We start from the raw sequence: 16,290 nt of genomic DNA, 5'->3' as shown, positions 1-16,290 counted from the left end.
TTATTCCCCACGCACCAGGCGCAGCTCGCCTTCTAACTGCTGCTGCGCCTCTTCCAGTAACGCCAGCACCGGCGCGAATTCTGCACTCACGCTGGCGTCATCGGCATGCGCTAAATAGAAGGTGGCCGGCAGCGCCATGCCGCCGGTCAGCCAATCCCATAGCGCATCAAGATTGTTACCGAAATCCACTGGGCAGGCACTCTGCTGCACCAGCGCGCGGTAAAACGCCTGGCGATCTGACAAGTTTTCAAAGTCAAAATGGAGCGTCAACATGGTTAAGGCACCTGTTTGAAGCTGCGATAGTGATCGGTGGTGAGGAAAATCAGCCCATCATTTGAGTAAAGTAGACGATCGGCGTCGCGGTGACCGCAATCGTAATTCACGTCAGCTTCATACCATTGCCTGCCCGCCTGCATCGGCAGCCTTCTTTCGCGGTTGCTAAAGCGATCGCCACCAATCGCGCGGCCCGGCAACACTTCACACAAGTTGCCCTTGCTGGGATTCCAGCCCTGACGACGCGCTTCATTTTTGGTGAGATAGAGATCGGGTAATGTGTGATGCTGCTGCACCCAACGCGCCACGGTGTTGGCATCGGTGAGCTGCGAAATATCGGGGTGGCTGGTGGCCCATTTATCGGACAAACGCGGTTTTAGCCCGAGCCACAACGCGGCCAGGATCAGAATTAAGGCAATCCAGAGTTTTTTTGACATGGTGGCATCCTGAAAAACAGGACGACGATAATAACAGATTTAGGGCAGGGAAAAACGCGGGCCAGCAGAGCTGGCCCTGGCGGGGTTTACTGCATCGCGCTGGCGGATGGCGCGGCGTGACGACGCCATGCTCCCGGCGCTACGCCATACTGGCGTTTAAAGCTGCGGTTAAACGACTGCTGCGAGTCGAAACCGAGTGAAATCGCCACGTTAAGAATCGGTTCATTGCTGGTGGTCAAGCGATCCGCTGACTTCTTCAGCTTCTTCTCACGGATGTATTCGCCCAGAGGCAAACCCGTGTGCTCTTTGAACATACGCTGCAGGTGCCATTTCGAATAACCGGCGCGCCCCGCTACGGTATCCAGATCCAGACGCGTTTCAATATTGTTGTCAATCCAGTCAATCAAATCGTGAATAAATGCGGTGGTCATCATCTCGTTTTCTCCGGTCGCCGTTGCGAACAGTATCAGTATCAGTTGCAATTACACTTTAAGGTTGAACGACTATGCCAGTTAATGCAAGTTTTATTATTGCATTAAATGCCGCACTGCGCGTAGGGGCTTTGATCCTTCTGCAACGTAATGATCAAAACCGCACATAAAGTGTATCAGATATTCTTGCAGATGCAGTTTGAGCAAGCCTACACTCGTGGCGTTTTAATGCAATCATAAAAGTTGCAGATTTTTCGTACGTCTCCTTTCATTTTCACCAAAGCGGAATAACAACAATGCATCTGCAAACGTACAGGGTTCAATGGGCGGTAAGCCTGTCAGGAGTGATGTTGCTGGGAAGCCTGCTGGCCGGTTGCGATCGCGGTGTGGCGCAAAACGCCCCGCCGCCACCGCCCGAAGTAAGTGTCGCGCAGGTGGTAGAGCAGAAAGTCAGCCAATGGGATAGCTTTAACGGCCGTTTCGAAGCGGTGCAGAGCGTGCAGCTGCGGCCGCGCGTTTCGGGCTATATCGATCAGGTTAATTATCGCGAAGGCGATGAGGTGAAAAAAGGACAGGTGCTGTTCACCATCGACGATCGCACCTACCGCGCCACGCTCGAGCAGGCGCAGGCCGAACTCGCCAACGCGCGCAGCCAGGCTACGCTGGCCCGCAGTGAATCGGCGCGTACCGATAAACTGATCGGCACCAATGTCGTGTCACGCGAAGAGTGGGAACAGCGTCGCTCGGCGGCTAATCAGGCGCAGGCCAGCGTGCTGTCAGCACAGGCGGCGGTGGATATGGCGCAGCTGAATCTTGATTTCACCCGCGTTACCGCGCCGATTGAAGGTCGCGCCAGCCGCGCGATGATCACCACCGGCAACTTAGTGACCGCCGGTGACAGCGCCAGCGTGCTGACCACGTTGGTATCGCAGGATCGTATGTACGTCTACTTCGACGTCGATGAAGCCACCTATCTGCATTATCAGGCGATGGCGCGTAAAGGCGAAAATCGCGGGTCGCTGCCGGTAGAAGTAGCGCTGACCGGCGAAGAGGGTTTTCCGCATCGCGGCACCGTGGATTTCCTCGATAACCAGCTGACCGCCAGCACCGGCACCATCCGCATGCGCGCCTCGCTGGATAATCAGCAGCGTCAGTTCACACCGGGCCTGTTTGCGCGCGTGCGCTTGCCGGGCCGCGCCGACTTCACCGCCCTGTTGATTGATGATAAAGCCGTGCTCACCGATCAGGATCGTAAGTACGTTTACGTGGTCGATGCGCAAGGTAAAGCCCAGCGCCGCGATATTCAGGCCGGCGAGTTAGCCGATGGTCTGCGTATTGTGCAGCAAGGCCTGAAGCCCGGCGACAAGGTGATCGTTAACGGCTTGCAGAAAGTCTTTATGCCTGGCATGCCGGTGAACGCCCAACCGGTGGCGATGCGCTCCGCTCAATAACCTTCGAGACTGCCTTTTATGGATTTCTCCCGCTTTTTTATCGACCGACCGATTTTCGCCGCGGTGCTGTCGATTTTGATCTTTACCACCGGACTGATCGCCATTCCGCTGCTGCCGATCAGTGAATATCCCAACGTGGTGCCGCCGAGCGTGCAGGTGCGCGCGGAATATCCCGGTGCCAACCCCAAAGTGATTGCAGATTCTGTGGCGACGCCGCTGGAAGAAGCCATCAACGGGGTAGAAAACATGATGTACATGAAATCCGTGGCGGGTTCCGATGGCGTGCTGGTCACCACCGTGACCTTCCGTCCGGGCACCGATCCGGATCAGGCGCAGGTTCAGGTGCAGAACCGCGTGGCGCAGGCTGAAGCGCGTCTGCCGGAAGAGGTGCGCCAACTCGGTCTCACCACGCAGAAGATGTCGCCGACGCTGACGCTGGTGGTGCACATGTTCTCGCCGCACGGCAAGTACGATTCCCTCTATCTGCGTAACTACGCCACCCTGAAGGTGAAGGATGAACTGGCGCGCCTGCCAGGCGTCGGTCAAATTCAGATCTTCGGTGCCGGTGAATACGCGATGCGCGTCTGGCTCGATCCCAATAAGGTGGCGGCACGTGGCTTGACCGCCTCCGATGTGGTCAGCGCGATGCAGGAGCAGAACGTGCAGGTGTCTGCCGGCCAGCTTGGCGCGGAGCCGCTGAAGAAACAGAGCGATTTTCTGCTGTCGATCAACACCCAGGGTCGTCTTGAGAGCGAAGAGCAGTTCGGCAATATCATCCTGAAAACCGCCGACGACGGCACGCTGGTGCGACTGCGTGACGTGGCGCGCATCGAGATGGGTTCTGGCAGCTACGCGCTGCGTTCGCAGCTCAACAACAAAGATGCGGTCGGCATCGGTATCTTCCAGGCGCCGGGCGCCAACGCCATCGATCTGTCAAATGCGGTGCGCGACAAGATGGCTGAACTGGCCACCCGTTTCCCGGACGATGTGCAGTGGGCCGCGCCGTACGACCCAACGGTATTCGTGCGTGACTCGATCCGTGCCGTGGTGCAAACGCTGTTCGAAGCGATTGTGCTGGTGGTGCTGGTGGTGATTCTGTTCCTGCAAACCTGGCGCGCCTCGATTATCCCGCTGCTGGCGGTGCCGGTTTCGGTGGTCGGTACCTTCAGCATCCTTTATCTGCTCGGCTTCTCGCTCAATACCTTAAGTTTGTTTGGGCTGGTGTTGGCAATCGGTATCGTGGTGGATGACGCCATTGTCGTGGTGGAAAACGTCGAACGTAATATCGAGCAAGGCTTGTCGCCGACGGCGGCTGCGCATCAGGCGATGCGGGAAGTGTCCGGGCCGATTATCGCCATCGCGCTGGTGCTGTGTGCGGTGTTCGTGCCGATGGCGTTCCTGTCCGGCGTGACCGGTCAATTCTATAAGCAGTTTGCGGTGACGATTGCCATTTCAACGGTGATCTCCGCCATCAACTCGCTGACACTGTCACCGGCGCTGGCGGCGCTGCTGCTGAAGCCACATGATGCCGCAAAGGATATGCCGACGCGCATTATCGATCGCCTGCTCGGCTGGCTGTTCCGTCCGTTCAACCGCTTCTTCCAGCGCAGTTCGGATGGCTATGAATCGCTGGTGGGTAAAACCTTGCGTCGTCGTGGCGCGGTGTTCGGCGTCTACGTGCTGCTGCTGGCCGGTGCCGGCTTTATGTTCCATACCGTGCCGGGCGGCTTTATTCCGACGCAGGACAAGCTCTACCTGATTGGCGGCGTGAAGATGCCGGAAGGTTCGTCGCTGGCGCGTACCGATGAAGTGATTCGCAAGATGAGCGAGATCGGCATGAACACTGAAGGCGTGGCTTATTCGGTCGCCTTCCCCGGTTTGAACGCGTTGCAGTTCACCAACACGCCGAATACCGGCACGGTGTTCTTCGGTTTGAAGCCGTTCAGTGAACGTACGCGCACCGCCGCGGAAATTAATGCTGAGATCAACGCTAAGATCTCGAAAATCCAGCAAGGTTTTGGCTTCTCGATTATGCCACCGCCGATTTTAGGTCTGGGACAAGGTTCGGGTTATTCGCTGTATGTGCAGGATCGCGCGGGGCTCGGTTACGGTGCGCTGCAAACCGCCATCAACACCATGACCGGTGCGGTGTTGCAGACGCCGGGCATGATGTTCCCGATTTCATCCTACCAGGCCAACGTGCCGCAGCTGGATGTGCAGGTGGATCGGGATAAAGCCAAAGCGCAAGGCGTGTCGCTGACCGAACTGTTCAGCACGCTGCAAACCTATCTCGGATCGTCGTACGTCAACGATTTCAATAAGTTTGGTCGCACCTGGCGCGTGATGGCGCAGGCGGATGGCGATTTCCGCGATAGCGTGCAGGATATCGGTAACCTGCGTACCCGCAACGATCGCGGCGAAATGGTGCCGATTGGCAGCATGGTGAATATCACCACTACATACGGCCCGGATCCGGTGATTCGCTATAACGGCTATCCGGCGGCGGACCTGATTGGTGATGCCGATCCGCGCGTGCTCTCTTCGGCGCAGGCGATGCAGAAGCTGGAGGATATGTCGACGCAGGTGCTGCCGAACGGCATGAACATTGAATGGACCGACCTAAGCTATCAGCAATCAACGCAGGGCAATACCGCGCTGATCGTCTTCCCGGTCGCGGTCCTACTCGCATTCCTGGTGCTGGCGGCGCTGTATGAAAGCTGGACGCTACCGCTAGCGGTGATCCTGATTGTGCCGGTAACCATGCTCTCGGCGCTGGTCGGTGTGTGGCTGACCGGTGGCGATAACAACGTGTTTGTGCAGGTTGGGCTGGTAGTGCTGATGGGACTGGCGTGTAAGAACGCGATTCTTATCGTCGAGTTTGCGCGCGAGCTGGAGATGCAAGGCAAGAGCATTGTCGATGCAGCGCTGGAAGCCTGTCGTCTGCGTCTGCGTCCGATCGTTATGACCTCGATTGCCTTTATCGCCGGTACCATCCCGCTGATTCTTGGCGAAGGTGCGGGCGCAGAAGTGCGCGGCGTAACCGGGATTACCGTGTTCTCCGGCATGTTGGGCGTGACGCTGTTTGGGCTGTTCCTGACGCCGGTGTTCTATGTGACGCTGCGTAAGCTGGTGACGCGCAAGCAACCACAGGCGGAAGTGCAAACTGTGTAAGGGTTTTAGGTGAAATGAACAATCCGGGCCAAGTGCCCGGATTTTTTTGCGTGCAGATTGAGGCAATAAAAAAGGGCGTCATGAATGACGCCCTTACGGATGAGAGTGGTTTTAGCGGCCTTTTTTACACAGGTCGGCGAGTTCGAGATCGGGCAACTCTTCGCAGTTGCTGGTGTCGTTATGCTTCAGTTCGGCCAGCGCGTCCGCTACGGTGCGGGTTTCCAGCACTTTCAGCGACGCTTCTTCAGCCTCTTCAGCAATCGATTTGAAATACCAACACAGGTTGGCACTGACCAGACAACGCGGTGCCACGTCGGGACGTGACGCCCAGAGTTTTTTATCTTCAATCACAGAAGTATAAATGTCGCGCAGTGTGATTTCGGCGGCCGGGCGACCCAGATGAATGGAACCGGTGCGGCCAAGCGTTGAGACGATAATGCCGTCACGCGTGAGCGGAACCATAAGTTTCCGAATGAAACTGGGGTTCGCTTCAAGACCATACGCCAGTATGGCACTGGTCGAGCGTTTGCCCAGTTGCTCCGCCATCGCTACGCTCAAAACCATCTGCAAAGCTGTCGGGAAGCGGTAATCAAGCATTTCAATATCCTGAGTTGCGGTTATCTTGTTGTTTTTATGCCGCGACAGTGAGTAATCAATGAGCAATAAATATAACAAACACTGTTGCTTTTTAGAAGTCAACGCCCGTGATCCAGGCACGTATTCCCCATTTAATCGGGCAGAAGCGCACAGGCTGCTTAGTTTATCACTCCCCTTTCCGACTGTGGGCTGGCCTGCGGCAATTTCTGCTGCAAAAGCGCGACCAACAGCACGTTAATCAACGCCAGAACGCATAACAACCACAGCGTGGCGCTGGCACCGAGGTGCTGAAACACATAGCCACCAACCAGCGGCGTCAAGGCCTGACCAATTAAGGCGGGACGCGCCATGCGCCCTACCACAATCGCGTAGGCCTCTGGTTTGACCATCACCAGCGGTAAAGTTCCCCGCACAATGGCACGCAAACCATTTCCGGCACCGTACAGCACCATGCTGAGCACCGCAAACTGCGGATAACACGCCAGCAGCAACAAGCCGAGCGCCACCAATCCCACCGAGAAAAAGGTGGTCCAGATCGGGTGACCGCGCTTAAAGGCGATGTCTACGATGCGCGATGCCACCTGACACGGACCGAGAATCGCACTGATGGCCAGCGCCGACGCCAGCGTGTGACCGCTGGCCTGCAGCAAGGTGATCAGCTGCACCGAAATCGCCGTCATGATCACCGATGCGAGCGTGAAAATGCTGCACAGCAGCCAAAACAGTGTCGGTGCCAGTTCGTTGCCTTGCGCGGTCGGTTTTGCTTTGGCGGCGGCGATTTTCGCTTCTGGCGCGGGTAGCGCGTAGAGATAGGCGGGCAACACTGAAACACATAACAATCCGGCGATGGCAAAACAGGCGTTACGCCAATCCAGCCAGTGAATCAGCAGCGCGGTGCCCGGCCACACGATAGTGGTACAGAAGCCAGAAATCAGCGTAATACCGGTTATCGCGCCGCGTGCCTGGCCGCCATAGAGCGTGCCGAGCGTGGCAAACAGCGCATCGTACAGGCCCATCGCCATACCTACGCCGATAATCAGCCAGGCAAACAGAAACAGCGGCAGATTGTGGCTCAATCCCATGATCACCAGACCGATTGCCATCACCGCCCCGCTCGCCGCCAGCAATGCGCGGCCATAGGAGCGGGAAATCAGTCGCCCACTCAGCGGCGCCAGCAAACCGGAAATCAGCATGCCGAGCGATAGCGCGCCATACACCCATTGCTGCGACCAGCCGGTTTCCGCCACGATCGGATTGGCCATCACCGCCATCAAATAGAAGGATCCGCCCCACGACAGGATTTGTACTACGCCAAGCGTAACTATGGCGGCGGCAGGTGGCTTTGGCTGAGGCTTCACAACATTATTCCGTTAGCAGGCAAAGCATTGTTATAACACGTTCATCCAGCTTGAAAAATCCCACGTTTCCCTGCTTAACAAAATCCCTGCGCAATGCTGGCAGACCGGCACCCAAGCCAGTACACTGAAAGCATGTTGTAACTATGGAGGCGTTTTATGGCTCGTTATGATTTGGTTGCCGATCTGCACGAATGCGTTAACGCGCTGGAAGCGGGATTGGGCGCGTTACGTCAACACATTGAGCAGCAACCGCTGTTGATTGCGCGCGTGTTTAGTCTGCCGGAAATCGAGAAAGGCCGCGAACATGATGAAATTGAACGCATCGCGGTGACGCAGCATCTTGGTAAAACGGCACGCGACATGGCGCTAATGCATTACTGCCGCCTGTTTATGCAGCATCAATCGGAAAAGCTCAGCACCAAAGCCGCCGTGCGCTTGCCGGGCGCGATTTGCATTGAAGCCGACGGCGATGTGCATGCGCATATTACGCAGCAGGTTGCCGAGATTAATACTTTGAAGCAGCGGCTGGAACAGCTGATCACCGTGGAGTCGGGCTTGCCGAGCGAGGCGCGCTTTGAGTTCGTCCACCAGCATCTGCGCGGGTTAATTACGCTTAACGCCTACCGCAGCGTAACGCTGCTCAACGCGCCGGACAGTTTGCGCTTTGGCTGGGCGAATAAAAACATCATCAAAAACGTCACGCGTGATGCGGTGGTAGAACAGCTGGAACGCAGCCTGAAAGCCAATCGCGCGCAGGCACCGTGGACGCGGGAACAGTGGGCGGAGAAAGTGCAGCAAGAGCTGGAAGCAATCCTCGCGTTGCCAGCCGGTGCGAAGCTAAAAATCAAGCGCCCGGTGAAGGTGCAGCCGATTGCCCGCGTATGGCGCGCCAGCGAGAAGAAACAGGTGCAGCTTGCCTGCCCTTCTCCGCTGCTGGTGCTGTGCCGCGATCGCACGCAGGTGCCGATTCTGGGAGAACTGCTGAACTACGATGCCGATAACGTTGCCTGGCGTCATAAACCGCTGGCCGAGCCGCTGCATCTGATCATTCCGCGCCTGCATTTGTGGTGCGATCGGCTGGCGTAAAATTTATTTTTAAATCGCTGCATCCAATTCGCAGGCTGCCCTCGTATATCAGAGTGTGAGCAACTTCTTCGCTCCCTACTACGAGGATTTATGATGAAAAAGCTAATGAGCATTGCAGTCGTATCCAGCACTTTACTGTTAACCGCAGGTGCATTTGCCGCCATGAATGATGACTCCGTGATGGTCGGCGGCGCAGCGATGTATCCGCAAAAGAACATCGTTGAAAACGCGCTGAACTCCAAAGATCACACCACGCTGGTTGCTGCTGTTAAAGCGGCGGGTTTGGTTGAAACCCTCGAAGGTAAAGGTCCGTTTACTGTCTTCGCGCCAACCAATGCGGCCTTCGCCAAGTTGCCTGCGGGCACCGTTGATAGCCTGGTCAAACCGGAGAACAAAGCGAAGTTGACCAGCATCCTGACTTATCATGTGGTGGCCGGTAAATACGACATGAAAGCGCTGGAGAAAAAAATTAAGCAAGGTGGCGGACATGCCGAGCTGAAAACCGTCAACGGCCAACCGTTGTGGATTATGAATAATGGCCCGCACAATATTCAGCTGAAAGATGGTCAAGGCAATGTGGCGAATATCAGCACTTATGACGTCAATCAGAAAAATGGTGTGATTGATGTGATTGATACCGTCTTGATGCCTAAGTAATTGCCTATACTCGGATTGGGCATTTTAGCCAACCGGGAAGATGATGGATAACAGGCTTGCAGAACGGTTAGATAACTTATTGCCGGCGATCGCGAAAGGCGATCGCCGCGCGTTTGAGCAACTGTATCGACTTACGTCGCCGCATCTTTTCGCCCTTGCCCTGCGCATGCTGCGTCAGCAAGGTTGGGCGGAAGAGGTGCTGCACGATTGCTACCTCACCATCTGGAACCGCGCCGCTTCATACGATGCCGCCCTGAGCGCGCCGATGACGTGGATGACGCACATTGTGCGCAATCGCTGCATTGACGGGTTACGCAGCGGACAGGCGCGCCTGACGCTGGAGGCAGAAGAGTTTAGCGACCTGCTACCAATCACCAGCGAAGACGAACAGAATAACTGGCACGATCCGGCACAAGCCGATCGCCTGCGACACTGCATTGGCCATCTGAGCAGCGAACAGCAGCAAAGCATCACGCTCGCCTATTATCAGGGGATGTCCCACAGTGATATTGCCGCCTGGCTGCAACAGCCGGTTGGCTCGGTAAAAAGCTGGATTCGCCGCGCGCTGGAGCATCTGCGGGAGTGTGTGGGCCTATGAACGATAAACTACAACGCGATGATGCCTTATCAGCCGAGTATGCGCTGGGCACCTTGAGTGGGCTGGCGCGTTTGCGCTTTGCACGCAGGTTGCGTAACGAGCCTGCCCTTGCGGCCAACGTTGCGCGCTGGCAAGCCCTGCTGGCGGGCCTGGATAATCAGCTTGCACCCGTCACGCCACCGGAAAAGGTGTGGAAGAAGATTACATTGAGTTTGCCCGAGCAACGCGTCATTCAACCCAAACGCCATTATGCGGGCTGGCTGGCGGCTGCCAGTGTCGCGGCGTTCGCCCTGCTCGCCTCACTGTTCCTGCAGCAGCCGACGTTGACGCCGTTGACGGTACTGAACGACGCCCAGCATCAACAGCAATGGGTGGTCAGCGCGGACAGCAAACTGGCACAGCTGAGCCTGACGCCGTTACATCCTGTGACCATCGCCGATAACAACAGTTTGCAGCTGTGGCTGATTCCGCCAGGCAAAGCGCCGATTTCATTGGGTTTGTTGGATAACCAGAAGGCAACGGATGTGGCGTTGAATAGCACAATTTCCCGCTCAGGCATCATTGCCATCAGCCTTGAACCGCGCGGCGGCTCGCCAACCGGGCAGCCAACCGGTCCGGTGTTGTATAGCGGGCAGCTATAAATCACCGCACAATCCGTAGCGGCGCGATTTATCGCGCAATCAATTGCGCCGCTACGAGGGTGCTACGTCTGCCAGTTTTTAACAGCGGTTTACTGCTTCATGCTGCCCACCATCTCCTCCGGACGCACCCACTCATCGAACTGCTCTTCGGTCAGATAGCCCAGCTTCAGCGCCGAGCCTTTCAGCGTCAGGCCTTCTTTATGGGCTTTCTTGGCGATTTCCGCCGCTTTGTCGTAGCCGATATGGGTATTCAGCGCCGTCACCAGCATCAGCGATTCGTTCAGCAGCTGATCGATGCGCTCGCGTACCGGTTCAATGCCAATCGCGCAGTGGTGATTGAAGCTGTCCATGCCGTCGGCCAGCAGACGCACCGATTGCAGGAAGTTGTGGATCACCATCGGACGGAACACGTTGAGCTCAAAGTTGCCGGACGCGCCGCCAATATTCACCGCCACGTCGTTGCCCATCACCTGACAACACAGCATGGTCAGCGCTTCGCACTGCGTGGGGTTCACTTTGCCTGGCATGATCGAGCTGCCTGGCTCATTTTCCGGGATCGCCAGTTCGCCAATGCCGCAACGCGGGCCTGAGGCCAGCCAGCGCACGTCGTTGGCAATTTTCATCAGCGAAGCCGCCAGGCCTTTCAGCGCACCGTGCGCGTGCACCAGCGCATCGCAGGTCGCCAGCGCCTCGAACTTGTTCGGCGCGGTGACAAACGGCTGTTTGGTCAAATCGGCCAGCGCTTTAGCCACGCGAACCGCGTATTCCGGATGGGTATTCAGGCCGGTCCCGACCGCGGTGCCGCCCAGCGCCAGCTCCGCTACGTGCGGAATACTGTTCTCAATATGTTTGAGATTGTGCTCAAGCATCGCTACCCAGCCGGAGATCTCCTGACCGAGCGTCAGCGGTGTCGCATCCTGCAAGTGGGTACGACCAATCTTGACGATATCTTTGAAGGCGTCGGATTTTTCACTCAGCGTCTTTTTCAGCACGTGAATCTGCGGAATCAGCTGCTCCCGCATGGCGATGACCGCGGCCACGTGCATGGCGGTGGGGAACACATCGTTGGAGCTTTGGCTTTTATTCACGTCGTCATTTGGGTGCACCAGACGCGACATGCCACGCTCGCCGCCAAGAATTTCACTGGCGCGGTTGGCCAGCACTTCATTCATGTTCATGTTGGTCTGGGTGCCGGAGCCGGTCTGCCAAATTGCCAGCGGAAACTCCTCGCTGTGCTTATCGGCCAGCACTTCGTCGGCGGCTTTGAGAATCGCCTGGGCACGATCGGCCGGAAGCAAGCCGAGATCCTGGTTCACCTGCGCCGCCGCGCGCTTGGTCAGCGCCAGCGCATGCACCAATGCCACGGGCATTTTCTCGGTTGAGATTTTGAAATGTTCCAGCGAACGCTGGGTTTGTGCGCCCCACAACTTATCTGCCGGTACTTCGATCGGTCCCATTGAGTCTTTTTCAATGCGATTGGCTGCCATGACTACGTCTCCTTAGCTCAGATTTTGAGGTTTCCGCTCTAAACGCCTTCCCGCGACGCCGTTGAGCGAGCAAGATTGTCACATACAAGAATTTAACATTATGCGAGCCTATCGCCTTTATTGCACTTGTTCGTGTATTTTCTATGGCACTTTCTGCTTTAATAAGCCTATTTACTTACGGTTATTAAGGGTAAACGATGCAAAAATTGAACAATTCGCTGCAAAATTACGCGTGGGGCAGCAAAACTGCGCTGACCGAACTCTATGGCATCGAAAATCCACAAGGTTTGCCGATGGCGGAACTGTGGATGGGCGCGCACCCGAAAAGCCCGTCTACCGTTGAGGTCAACGGCGAAGTGCGTTCGCTGCGTGAGGTAATTGATGCCGACAAAGTCGCCATGCTCGGCAAAGCGGTGGCTGAACGTTTCGGCGAGCTGCCGTTCCTGTTTAAAGTGCTGTGCGCCGATCAGCCGCTGTCGATTCAGGTGCACCCCAGCAAAGCCGCTGCCGAACAGGGTTTTGCGCGTGAAAATGTTGCGGGCATTCCACTCAGCGCCGCCGAACGTAACTATAAAGATGCTAATCACAAGCCCGAGCTGGTGTATGCGCTGACACCCTTCCAGGCGATGAACGGTTTCCGTGAGCTGCATGAGATTGTCTCGCTGCTCGAACCGGTGGCCGGTGCCCATCCGCAAATCGCCCATTTCCTCGAAAACACTGATGAAGCCAATCTGGCCAAACTGTTCGCCACGCTGCTGTCGCTGCAAGACGAGGCAAAATCGCGCGCCATCGGCGTACTGAAATCGGCGCTCAATGGGCGTGAAGGCGAACCGTGGCAGACCATCAAATCTATCGCCATCGATTATCCGGATGACAGCGGTCTGTTTTCGCCGCTGCTGCTCAATGTCATTACCCTGCAGCCAGGCGAAGCGATGTTCCTGTTTGCCGAAACGCCGCACGCCTATCTGAAAGGCGTGGCGCTGGAAGTGATGGCGAACTCCGATAACGTGCTGCGCGCCGGTCTGACGCCGAAGTTCATCGATATCCCGGAACTGCTGGCTAACCTGAAGTTTCAGGCAAAACCGGCCGCGACGCTGCTGACGCAGCCGCAGCGCGACGGCGAAACCCTGAACTTCCCGATCCCGGTAGAGGACTTTGCCTTTGCCATTCATGGGCTTTCCGCTGCGCCGCAAGCGCTGGCACAAAATAGCGCGGCCCTGCTGTTCTGCATTGAAGGTCAGGCGATAATTGAGAAGTCCGGGCAACAGCTGGTGCTGAAGCCGGGTGAATCCTGCTTTGTCGCTGCCAATGAGTCGCCGGTCAACGCGGCAGGCACCGGACGTCTAGCGCGCGTGTTTAATACGCTCAACTGAGATCCGGCTGACGCTGCCAGCATTAACTGCTATTCTTTTAAACTATTAATTTAAAACGCCTGCGGGCGTTTTTCTTCACCCGTCGCGCACCGACCAGCGGCGTGCGGACGCAAGGATAAGGACGACACAGCGATGAAAAAGACCCAGGTTGCCGTAGGTGTGATTGTGGCGCTCGGCGTGATTTGGACTGGTGCTTCATGGTTTACCGGTAAACAACTGGAAAGCCATATGGATGAGATGTTGCAGAACGCCAACGCGCAGCTAAATGCTTACGCGCCGAACAGCCGTTTGACGCTGAGCTATCAGGATTATCAGCGTGGCGTGTTTAGCAGCAAAACCAAATTGGTGGTGCAGGCCAGCTCGCAAACCAATGACAATCCACTGTTGAAGCCTGGTCAAAGCATCGTGCTGAACGAGACGATCGATCACGGTCCTTTCCCGTTCGCCCAGTTGAAGCGCGGCAGCCTGATCCCAAGTATGGCGTCTGTGCATACCGAACTGGAAAACACCGATGCGGTGAAGAAACTGTTTGAACTGACCAACGGCAAATCGCTGGTCAACGCCGATACCCGCGTCGGCTACAGCGGTGCGACCAATACCGATCTCAACCTGCTGGCGGTGGATTACAACAATCCGCAGACCGGCGATCGTCTGGCCACCAATGGCGGCACGCTGAACATCAGCGCCGACAGCAAAGGTGACAAAGTCAGCCTCGACGGCGACTTCTCCAGCATCGCGGTCACCAGCAAAAATCAGGTTGAACTGCCGGTGCTGTTTACGCTGAATGGCCTGAAGCTGAGCGGCGATACCCATCTCAGCCCGGAAGGCGTGCGCGTCGGCGATCAGTCGATCTCTCTGGATAAACTGGATGCCAGCATCAACGGTCAGGAAGGTTTGTCGCTGGAGAAGCTGAAAACCACCTCGTCCTTTGACAATAAAGAAGGCAAGATTGGCGGCCAGCTGGATGTCGATGTTGACAAGATTACCTTACAGAAGCAGCCGTTTGGTGAAGCTAAGCTGGCGATGAAGTTTGCGCAGTTTGATGCGCAGGCGGTGAAAGCCTTCTCCGATACTTACAACGCGCAGATGCAGGATCTGCTGAACCAGCCGGGCGTGGCGGAAGATCCGATCCGCTATCAGGCCAGCGTGCAAACCATTCTGCGTAATAACCTGCCAACGCTGTTGAAAGGCTCGCCAACGCTGAGCATCGCGCCGCTGAGCTGGAAAAATGATATAGGTGAAAGCACCTTTAACCTGAACGTGGGCTTTAACGATCCGGCCACCGTGAGCGGCGAGGCGCAGAGTTTGGGTGCCGCAGTGGATCGCGTGCTGAAAACCCTCGACGGCAAGCTGGCGATCAATATGCCAATGGCGACAGAAACCATGCGTCATGTCGGTTTAGCGGAAGGTTATCAGGGCGACGATGCGCAGAAACTGGCGGATCAGCAGGTTAAGGGTTTAGCAGCGATGGGCCAGATGTTCCGCCTGACGCAGCAGCAGGATGATAACATCGTCACCAGCCTGCAGTACGGCAACGGCCAGGTCACCATGAATGGCGACAAGATGACGCTGGAGCAGTTCCTGTCACGCTATATGCTGGGCGCACCAACCAGCGAAGGTATGCCAGAGTAATTCATGGGGCGGCCAATTGGCCGCCCTTACACTTCGCCGCGCATTAGCTGCGGCGGCACAATCAAACTCTGAATCTCCGCTTCCGGCTGCGCCAGCCGCTGCAACATCCGCTCCGCCGCCCTTCTCCCCACATCACGCGCTTCACTACTGACAAAGGTCATGGTGGGATCGTGCAACTCCCGCTGCGGATCGTCATTAAAGCCCACCAGCGCCAGCTGCTGCGTGTAGTAGCTATCCACCGCGCCTTCACCAAAGGTTCGCCCACAGCGTAACGCGCCAAAATAGCAGCCGAGCGCGGTGCTGCCGTTATGCGCCAGAATCGCGGTGATGCCGGGATGTTGACGCAACAACTGCAGCGTTAACGCTGACACGCTTTGCTGGCGATCGTCGCACTCGATAATCCAGTCGGACCGGAACGATAAGCCGTATTGCAGCAAGGTGGCGCAATAGCCGCCAATCCGCTCGGCGCGCGTCAGTGACGATCCCAAACCGCCCATCCAGGCGATGCGCTGATGTCCCTGCCGAATCAGATACTCCGTTGCCATTCGCGCCGCCTGGCTGTTATCGGGCCGCAGTGAGTCGACATTGTCGAGGCTGCTGGCGCGCGAAGCGCAAACCAACGCGATGTTTTGCTCCTGCGCCTGCGGCACCAGCGTTTCTGCTTGCGCCGTCGCGCCGCCGAGCACAATGCCTTCCGCGCCCTGTGCCACCAGCGTGTCAAAACAGCGTTTAAGGTGTTGTCCGTGCTGACCGCTTTGTGTCAGCACCAGCACTTTGCCCTGTTGCTCCAGCACTTCACTGAGTCCGGCCGTCATCGCGGCATAAAAGGGCTGGCTGAGATCGCGTACGATCAGGCCGATCACGCCGCTTTCGCCGCCGCGCAAAATCGAGGCTGAGCGATTACGCACGTAGCCAAGCTGCTCAATCGCCTGATTAACGCGTATGGCCGTAGCGGGCGAGATGCGCCCTTTGCCGGAGAGCACCAACGACACGGTAGAGACCGACACCCCGGCGACCAACGCCACATCATGAATAGTGGTTTTCTGCTGGGACATAGTGTTCCGTTACCGACGTCCAAATTCAAAGAGATAAAACGTT

General features: G+C 56.8%; 15 protein-coding genes. 8 read left to right on the top strand and 7 right to left on the bottom strand.

Features of this window, described 5'->3' with window-relative positions; translation table 11 throughout:
- The 3 genes from AAF463_RS08835 to AAF463_RS08825 all read right to left on the bottom strand — a co-directional run bounded on the left by AAF463_RS08835 (position 1) and on the right by AAF463_RS08825 (position 1,144).
- Positions 1-273: a barstar family protein gene (locus AAF463_RS08835; RefSeq protein WP_137385714.1), complete on the bottom strand. Its 273-nt coding sequence runs from the start codon at positions 271-273 to the stop codon at positions 1-3.
- Between the two features lie 2 nt (positions 274-275).
- Positions 276-710 (bottom strand): ribonuclease domain-containing protein, encoded by a 435-nt coding sequence (locus AAF463_RS08830; RefSeq protein ID WP_350261875.1) that lies wholly within the window; start codon positions 708-710, stop codon positions 276-278.
- Between the two features lie 86 nt (positions 711-796).
- Positions 797-1,144 carry a helix-turn-helix domain-containing protein gene (locus AAF463_RS08825; protein ID WP_008110158.1) on the bottom strand — a complete coding sequence of 116 codons (348 nt, stop codon included), beginning with the start codon at positions 1,142-1,144 and terminating at the stop codon, positions 797-799.
- A 293-nt stretch (positions 1,145-1,437) separates the two neighbouring features.
- Here AAF463_RS08825 and AAF463_RS08820 point away from each other — a divergent pair, with 293 nt between their 5' ends.
- Together AAF463_RS08820 and oqxB are read left to right on the top strand one after the other, a co-directional pair.
- Entirely contained in the window at positions 1,438-2,592 is a 1,155-nt protein-coding gene (locus tag AAF463_RS08820) for an efflux RND transporter periplasmic adaptor subunit (protein ID WP_101764498.1), read from the top strand.
- A gap of 18 nt (positions 2,593-2,610) precedes the next feature.
- The gene (oqxB, locus tag AAF463_RS08815; protein WP_350261874.1) at positions 2,611-5,763 is read left to right on the top strand and encodes a multidrug efflux RND transporter permease subunit OqxB; all 3,153 of its coding nucleotides are present in this window, start codon (positions 2,611-2,613) and stop codon (positions 5,761-5,763) included.
- Between the two features lie 111 nt (positions 5,764-5,874).
- Here oqxB and AAF463_RS08810 read toward each other — a convergent pair whose 3' ends face one another.
- On the bottom strand, positions 5,875-6,360 hold the full coding sequence (locus AAF463_RS08810) for an Rrf2 family transcriptional regulator (RefSeq protein WP_008110154.1): 486 nt from the start codon (positions 6,358-6,360) through the stop codon (positions 5,875-5,877).
- 158 nt (positions 6,361-6,518) lie between these two features.
- The gene (locus AAF463_RS08805; protein ID WP_101764500.1) at positions 6,519-7,718 is read right to left on the bottom strand and encodes an MFS transporter; all 1,200 of its coding nucleotides are present in this window, start codon (positions 7,716-7,718) and stop codon (positions 6,519-6,521) included.
- A gap of 156 nt (positions 7,719-7,874) precedes the next feature.
- Between AAF463_RS08805 and tus the strand changes: the two genes are divergently transcribed.
- The 4 genes from tus (at position 7,875) to AAF463_RS08785 (ending at position 10,700) form a co-directional block, all read left to right on the top strand.
- Complete coding sequence (tus, locus tag AAF463_RS08800) at positions 7,875-8,804, top strand: DNA replication terminus site-binding protein (protein WP_350261873.1); 930 nt, start codon at positions 7,875-7,877, stop codon at positions 8,802-8,804.
- Between the two features lie 93 nt (positions 8,805-8,897).
- Positions 8,898-9,461 (top strand): fasciclin domain-containing protein, encoded by a 564-nt coding sequence (locus AAF463_RS08795; protein ID WP_350261872.1) that lies wholly within the window; start codon positions 8,898-8,900, stop codon positions 9,459-9,461.
- A 43-nt stretch (positions 9,462-9,504) separates the two neighbouring features.
- Positions 9,505-10,059 carry a sigma-70 family RNA polymerase sigma factor gene (locus AAF463_RS08790; RefSeq protein WP_110866066.1) on the top strand — a complete coding sequence of 185 codons (555 nt, stop codon included), beginning with the start codon at positions 9,505-9,507 and terminating at the stop codon, positions 10,057-10,059.
- Positions 10,056-10,700, top strand: a complete 645-nt coding sequence (locus tag AAF463_RS08785) for an anti-sigma factor (RefSeq protein ID WP_192411916.1) — start codon at positions 10,056-10,058, stop codon at positions 10,698-10,700. Before AAF463_RS08790 ends, AAF463_RS08785 begins: the two co-directional genes overlap by 4 nt.
- A gap of 89 nt (positions 10,701-10,789) precedes the next feature.
- On the opposite strand, the gene fumC is transcribed toward AAF463_RS08785, so the two are convergent.
- Positions 10,790-12,187, bottom strand: a complete 1,398-nt coding sequence (fumC, locus tag AAF463_RS08780) for a class II fumarate hydratase (RefSeq protein WP_350261871.1) — start codon at positions 12,185-12,187, stop codon at positions 10,790-10,792.
- A 197-nt stretch (positions 12,188-12,384) separates the two neighbouring features.
- Between fumC and manA the strand changes: the two genes are divergently transcribed.
- Positions 12,385-13,560 carry a mannose-6-phosphate isomerase gene (manA, locus tag AAF463_RS08775; protein WP_217546768.1) on the top strand — a complete coding sequence of 392 codons (1,176 nt, stop codon included), beginning with the start codon at positions 12,385-12,387 and terminating at the stop codon, positions 13,558-13,560.
- A gap of 132 nt (positions 13,561-13,692) precedes the next feature.
- The gene (locus AAF463_RS08770) at positions 13,693-15,192 is read left to right on the top strand and encodes a YdgA family protein (protein WP_350261870.1); all 1,500 of its coding nucleotides are present in this window, start codon (positions 13,693-13,695) and stop codon (positions 15,190-15,192) included.
- A gap of 26 nt (positions 15,193-15,218) precedes the next feature.
- On the opposite strand, the gene malI is transcribed toward AAF463_RS08770, so the two are convergent.
- Entirely contained in the window at positions 15,219-16,247 is a 1,029-nt protein-coding gene (gene malI, locus AAF463_RS08765) for a Mal regulon transcriptional regulator MalI (protein WP_350261869.1), read from the bottom strand.
- Positions 16,248-16,290 lie beyond the last annotated feature (43 nt).

It is taken from the genome of Pantoea sp. BJ2 (assembly GCF_040255075.1).
Lineage (GTDB): Bacteria > Pseudomonadota > Gammaproteobacteria > Enterobacterales > Enterobacteriaceae > Pantoea > Pantoea leporis.
This window is presented reverse-complemented; position numbering and strand designations above follow the sequence as displayed.

Bases quoted from the DNA above. Each gene is read 5' to 3' on its own strand.
- malI (WP_350261869.1), bottom strand. From the start codon at position 16,247: ATGTCCCAGCAGAAAACCACTATTCATGATGTGGCGTTGGTCGCCGGG.
- oqxB (WP_350261874.1), top strand. From the start codon at position 2,611: ATGGATTTCTCCCGCTTTTTTATCGACCGACCGATTTTCGCCGCGGTG.
- AAF463_RS08820 (WP_101764498.1), top strand. From the start codon at position 1,438: ATGCATCTGCAAACGTACAGGGTTCAATGGGCGGTAAGCCTGTCAGGA.
- AAF463_RS08785 (WP_192411916.1), top strand. From the start codon at position 10,056: ATGAACGATAAACTACAACGCGATGATGCCTTATCAGCCGAGTATGCG.
- AAF463_RS08835 (WP_137385714.1), bottom strand. From the start codon at position 273: ATGTTGACGCTCCATTTTGACTTTGAAAACTTGTCAGATCGCCAGGCG.
- tus (WP_350261873.1), top strand. From the start codon at position 7,875: ATGGCTCGTTATGATTTGGTTGCCGATCTGCACGAATGCGTTAACGCG.
- AAF463_RS08830 (WP_350261875.1), bottom strand. From the start codon at position 710: ATGTCAAAAAAACTCTGGATTGCCTTAATTCTGATCCTGGCCGCGTTG.
- AAF463_RS08790 (WP_110866066.1), top strand. From the start codon at position 9,505: ATGGATAACAGGCTTGCAGAACGGTTAGATAACTTATTGCCGGCGATC.
- AAF463_RS08770 (WP_350261870.1), top strand. From the start codon at position 13,693: ATGAAAAAGACCCAGGTTGCCGTAGGTGTGATTGTGGCGCTCGGCGTG.
- fumC (WP_350261871.1), bottom strand. From the start codon at position 12,187: ATGGCAGCCAATCGCATTGAAAAAGACTCAATGGGACCGATCGAAGTA.
- AAF463_RS08795 (WP_350261872.1), top strand. From the start codon at position 8,898: ATGAAAAAGCTAATGAGCATTGCAGTCGTATCCAGCACTTTACTGTTA.
- manA (WP_217546768.1), top strand. From the start codon at position 12,385: ATGCAAAAATTGAACAATTCGCTGCAAAATTACGCGTGGGGCAGCAAA.
- AAF463_RS08825 (WP_008110158.1), bottom strand. From the start codon at position 1,144: ATGATGACCACCGCATTTATTCACGATTTGATTGACTGGATTGACAAC.
- AAF463_RS08810 (WP_008110154.1), bottom strand. From the start codon at position 6,360: ATGCTTGATTACCGCTTCCCGACAGCTTTGCAGATGGTTTTGAGCGTA.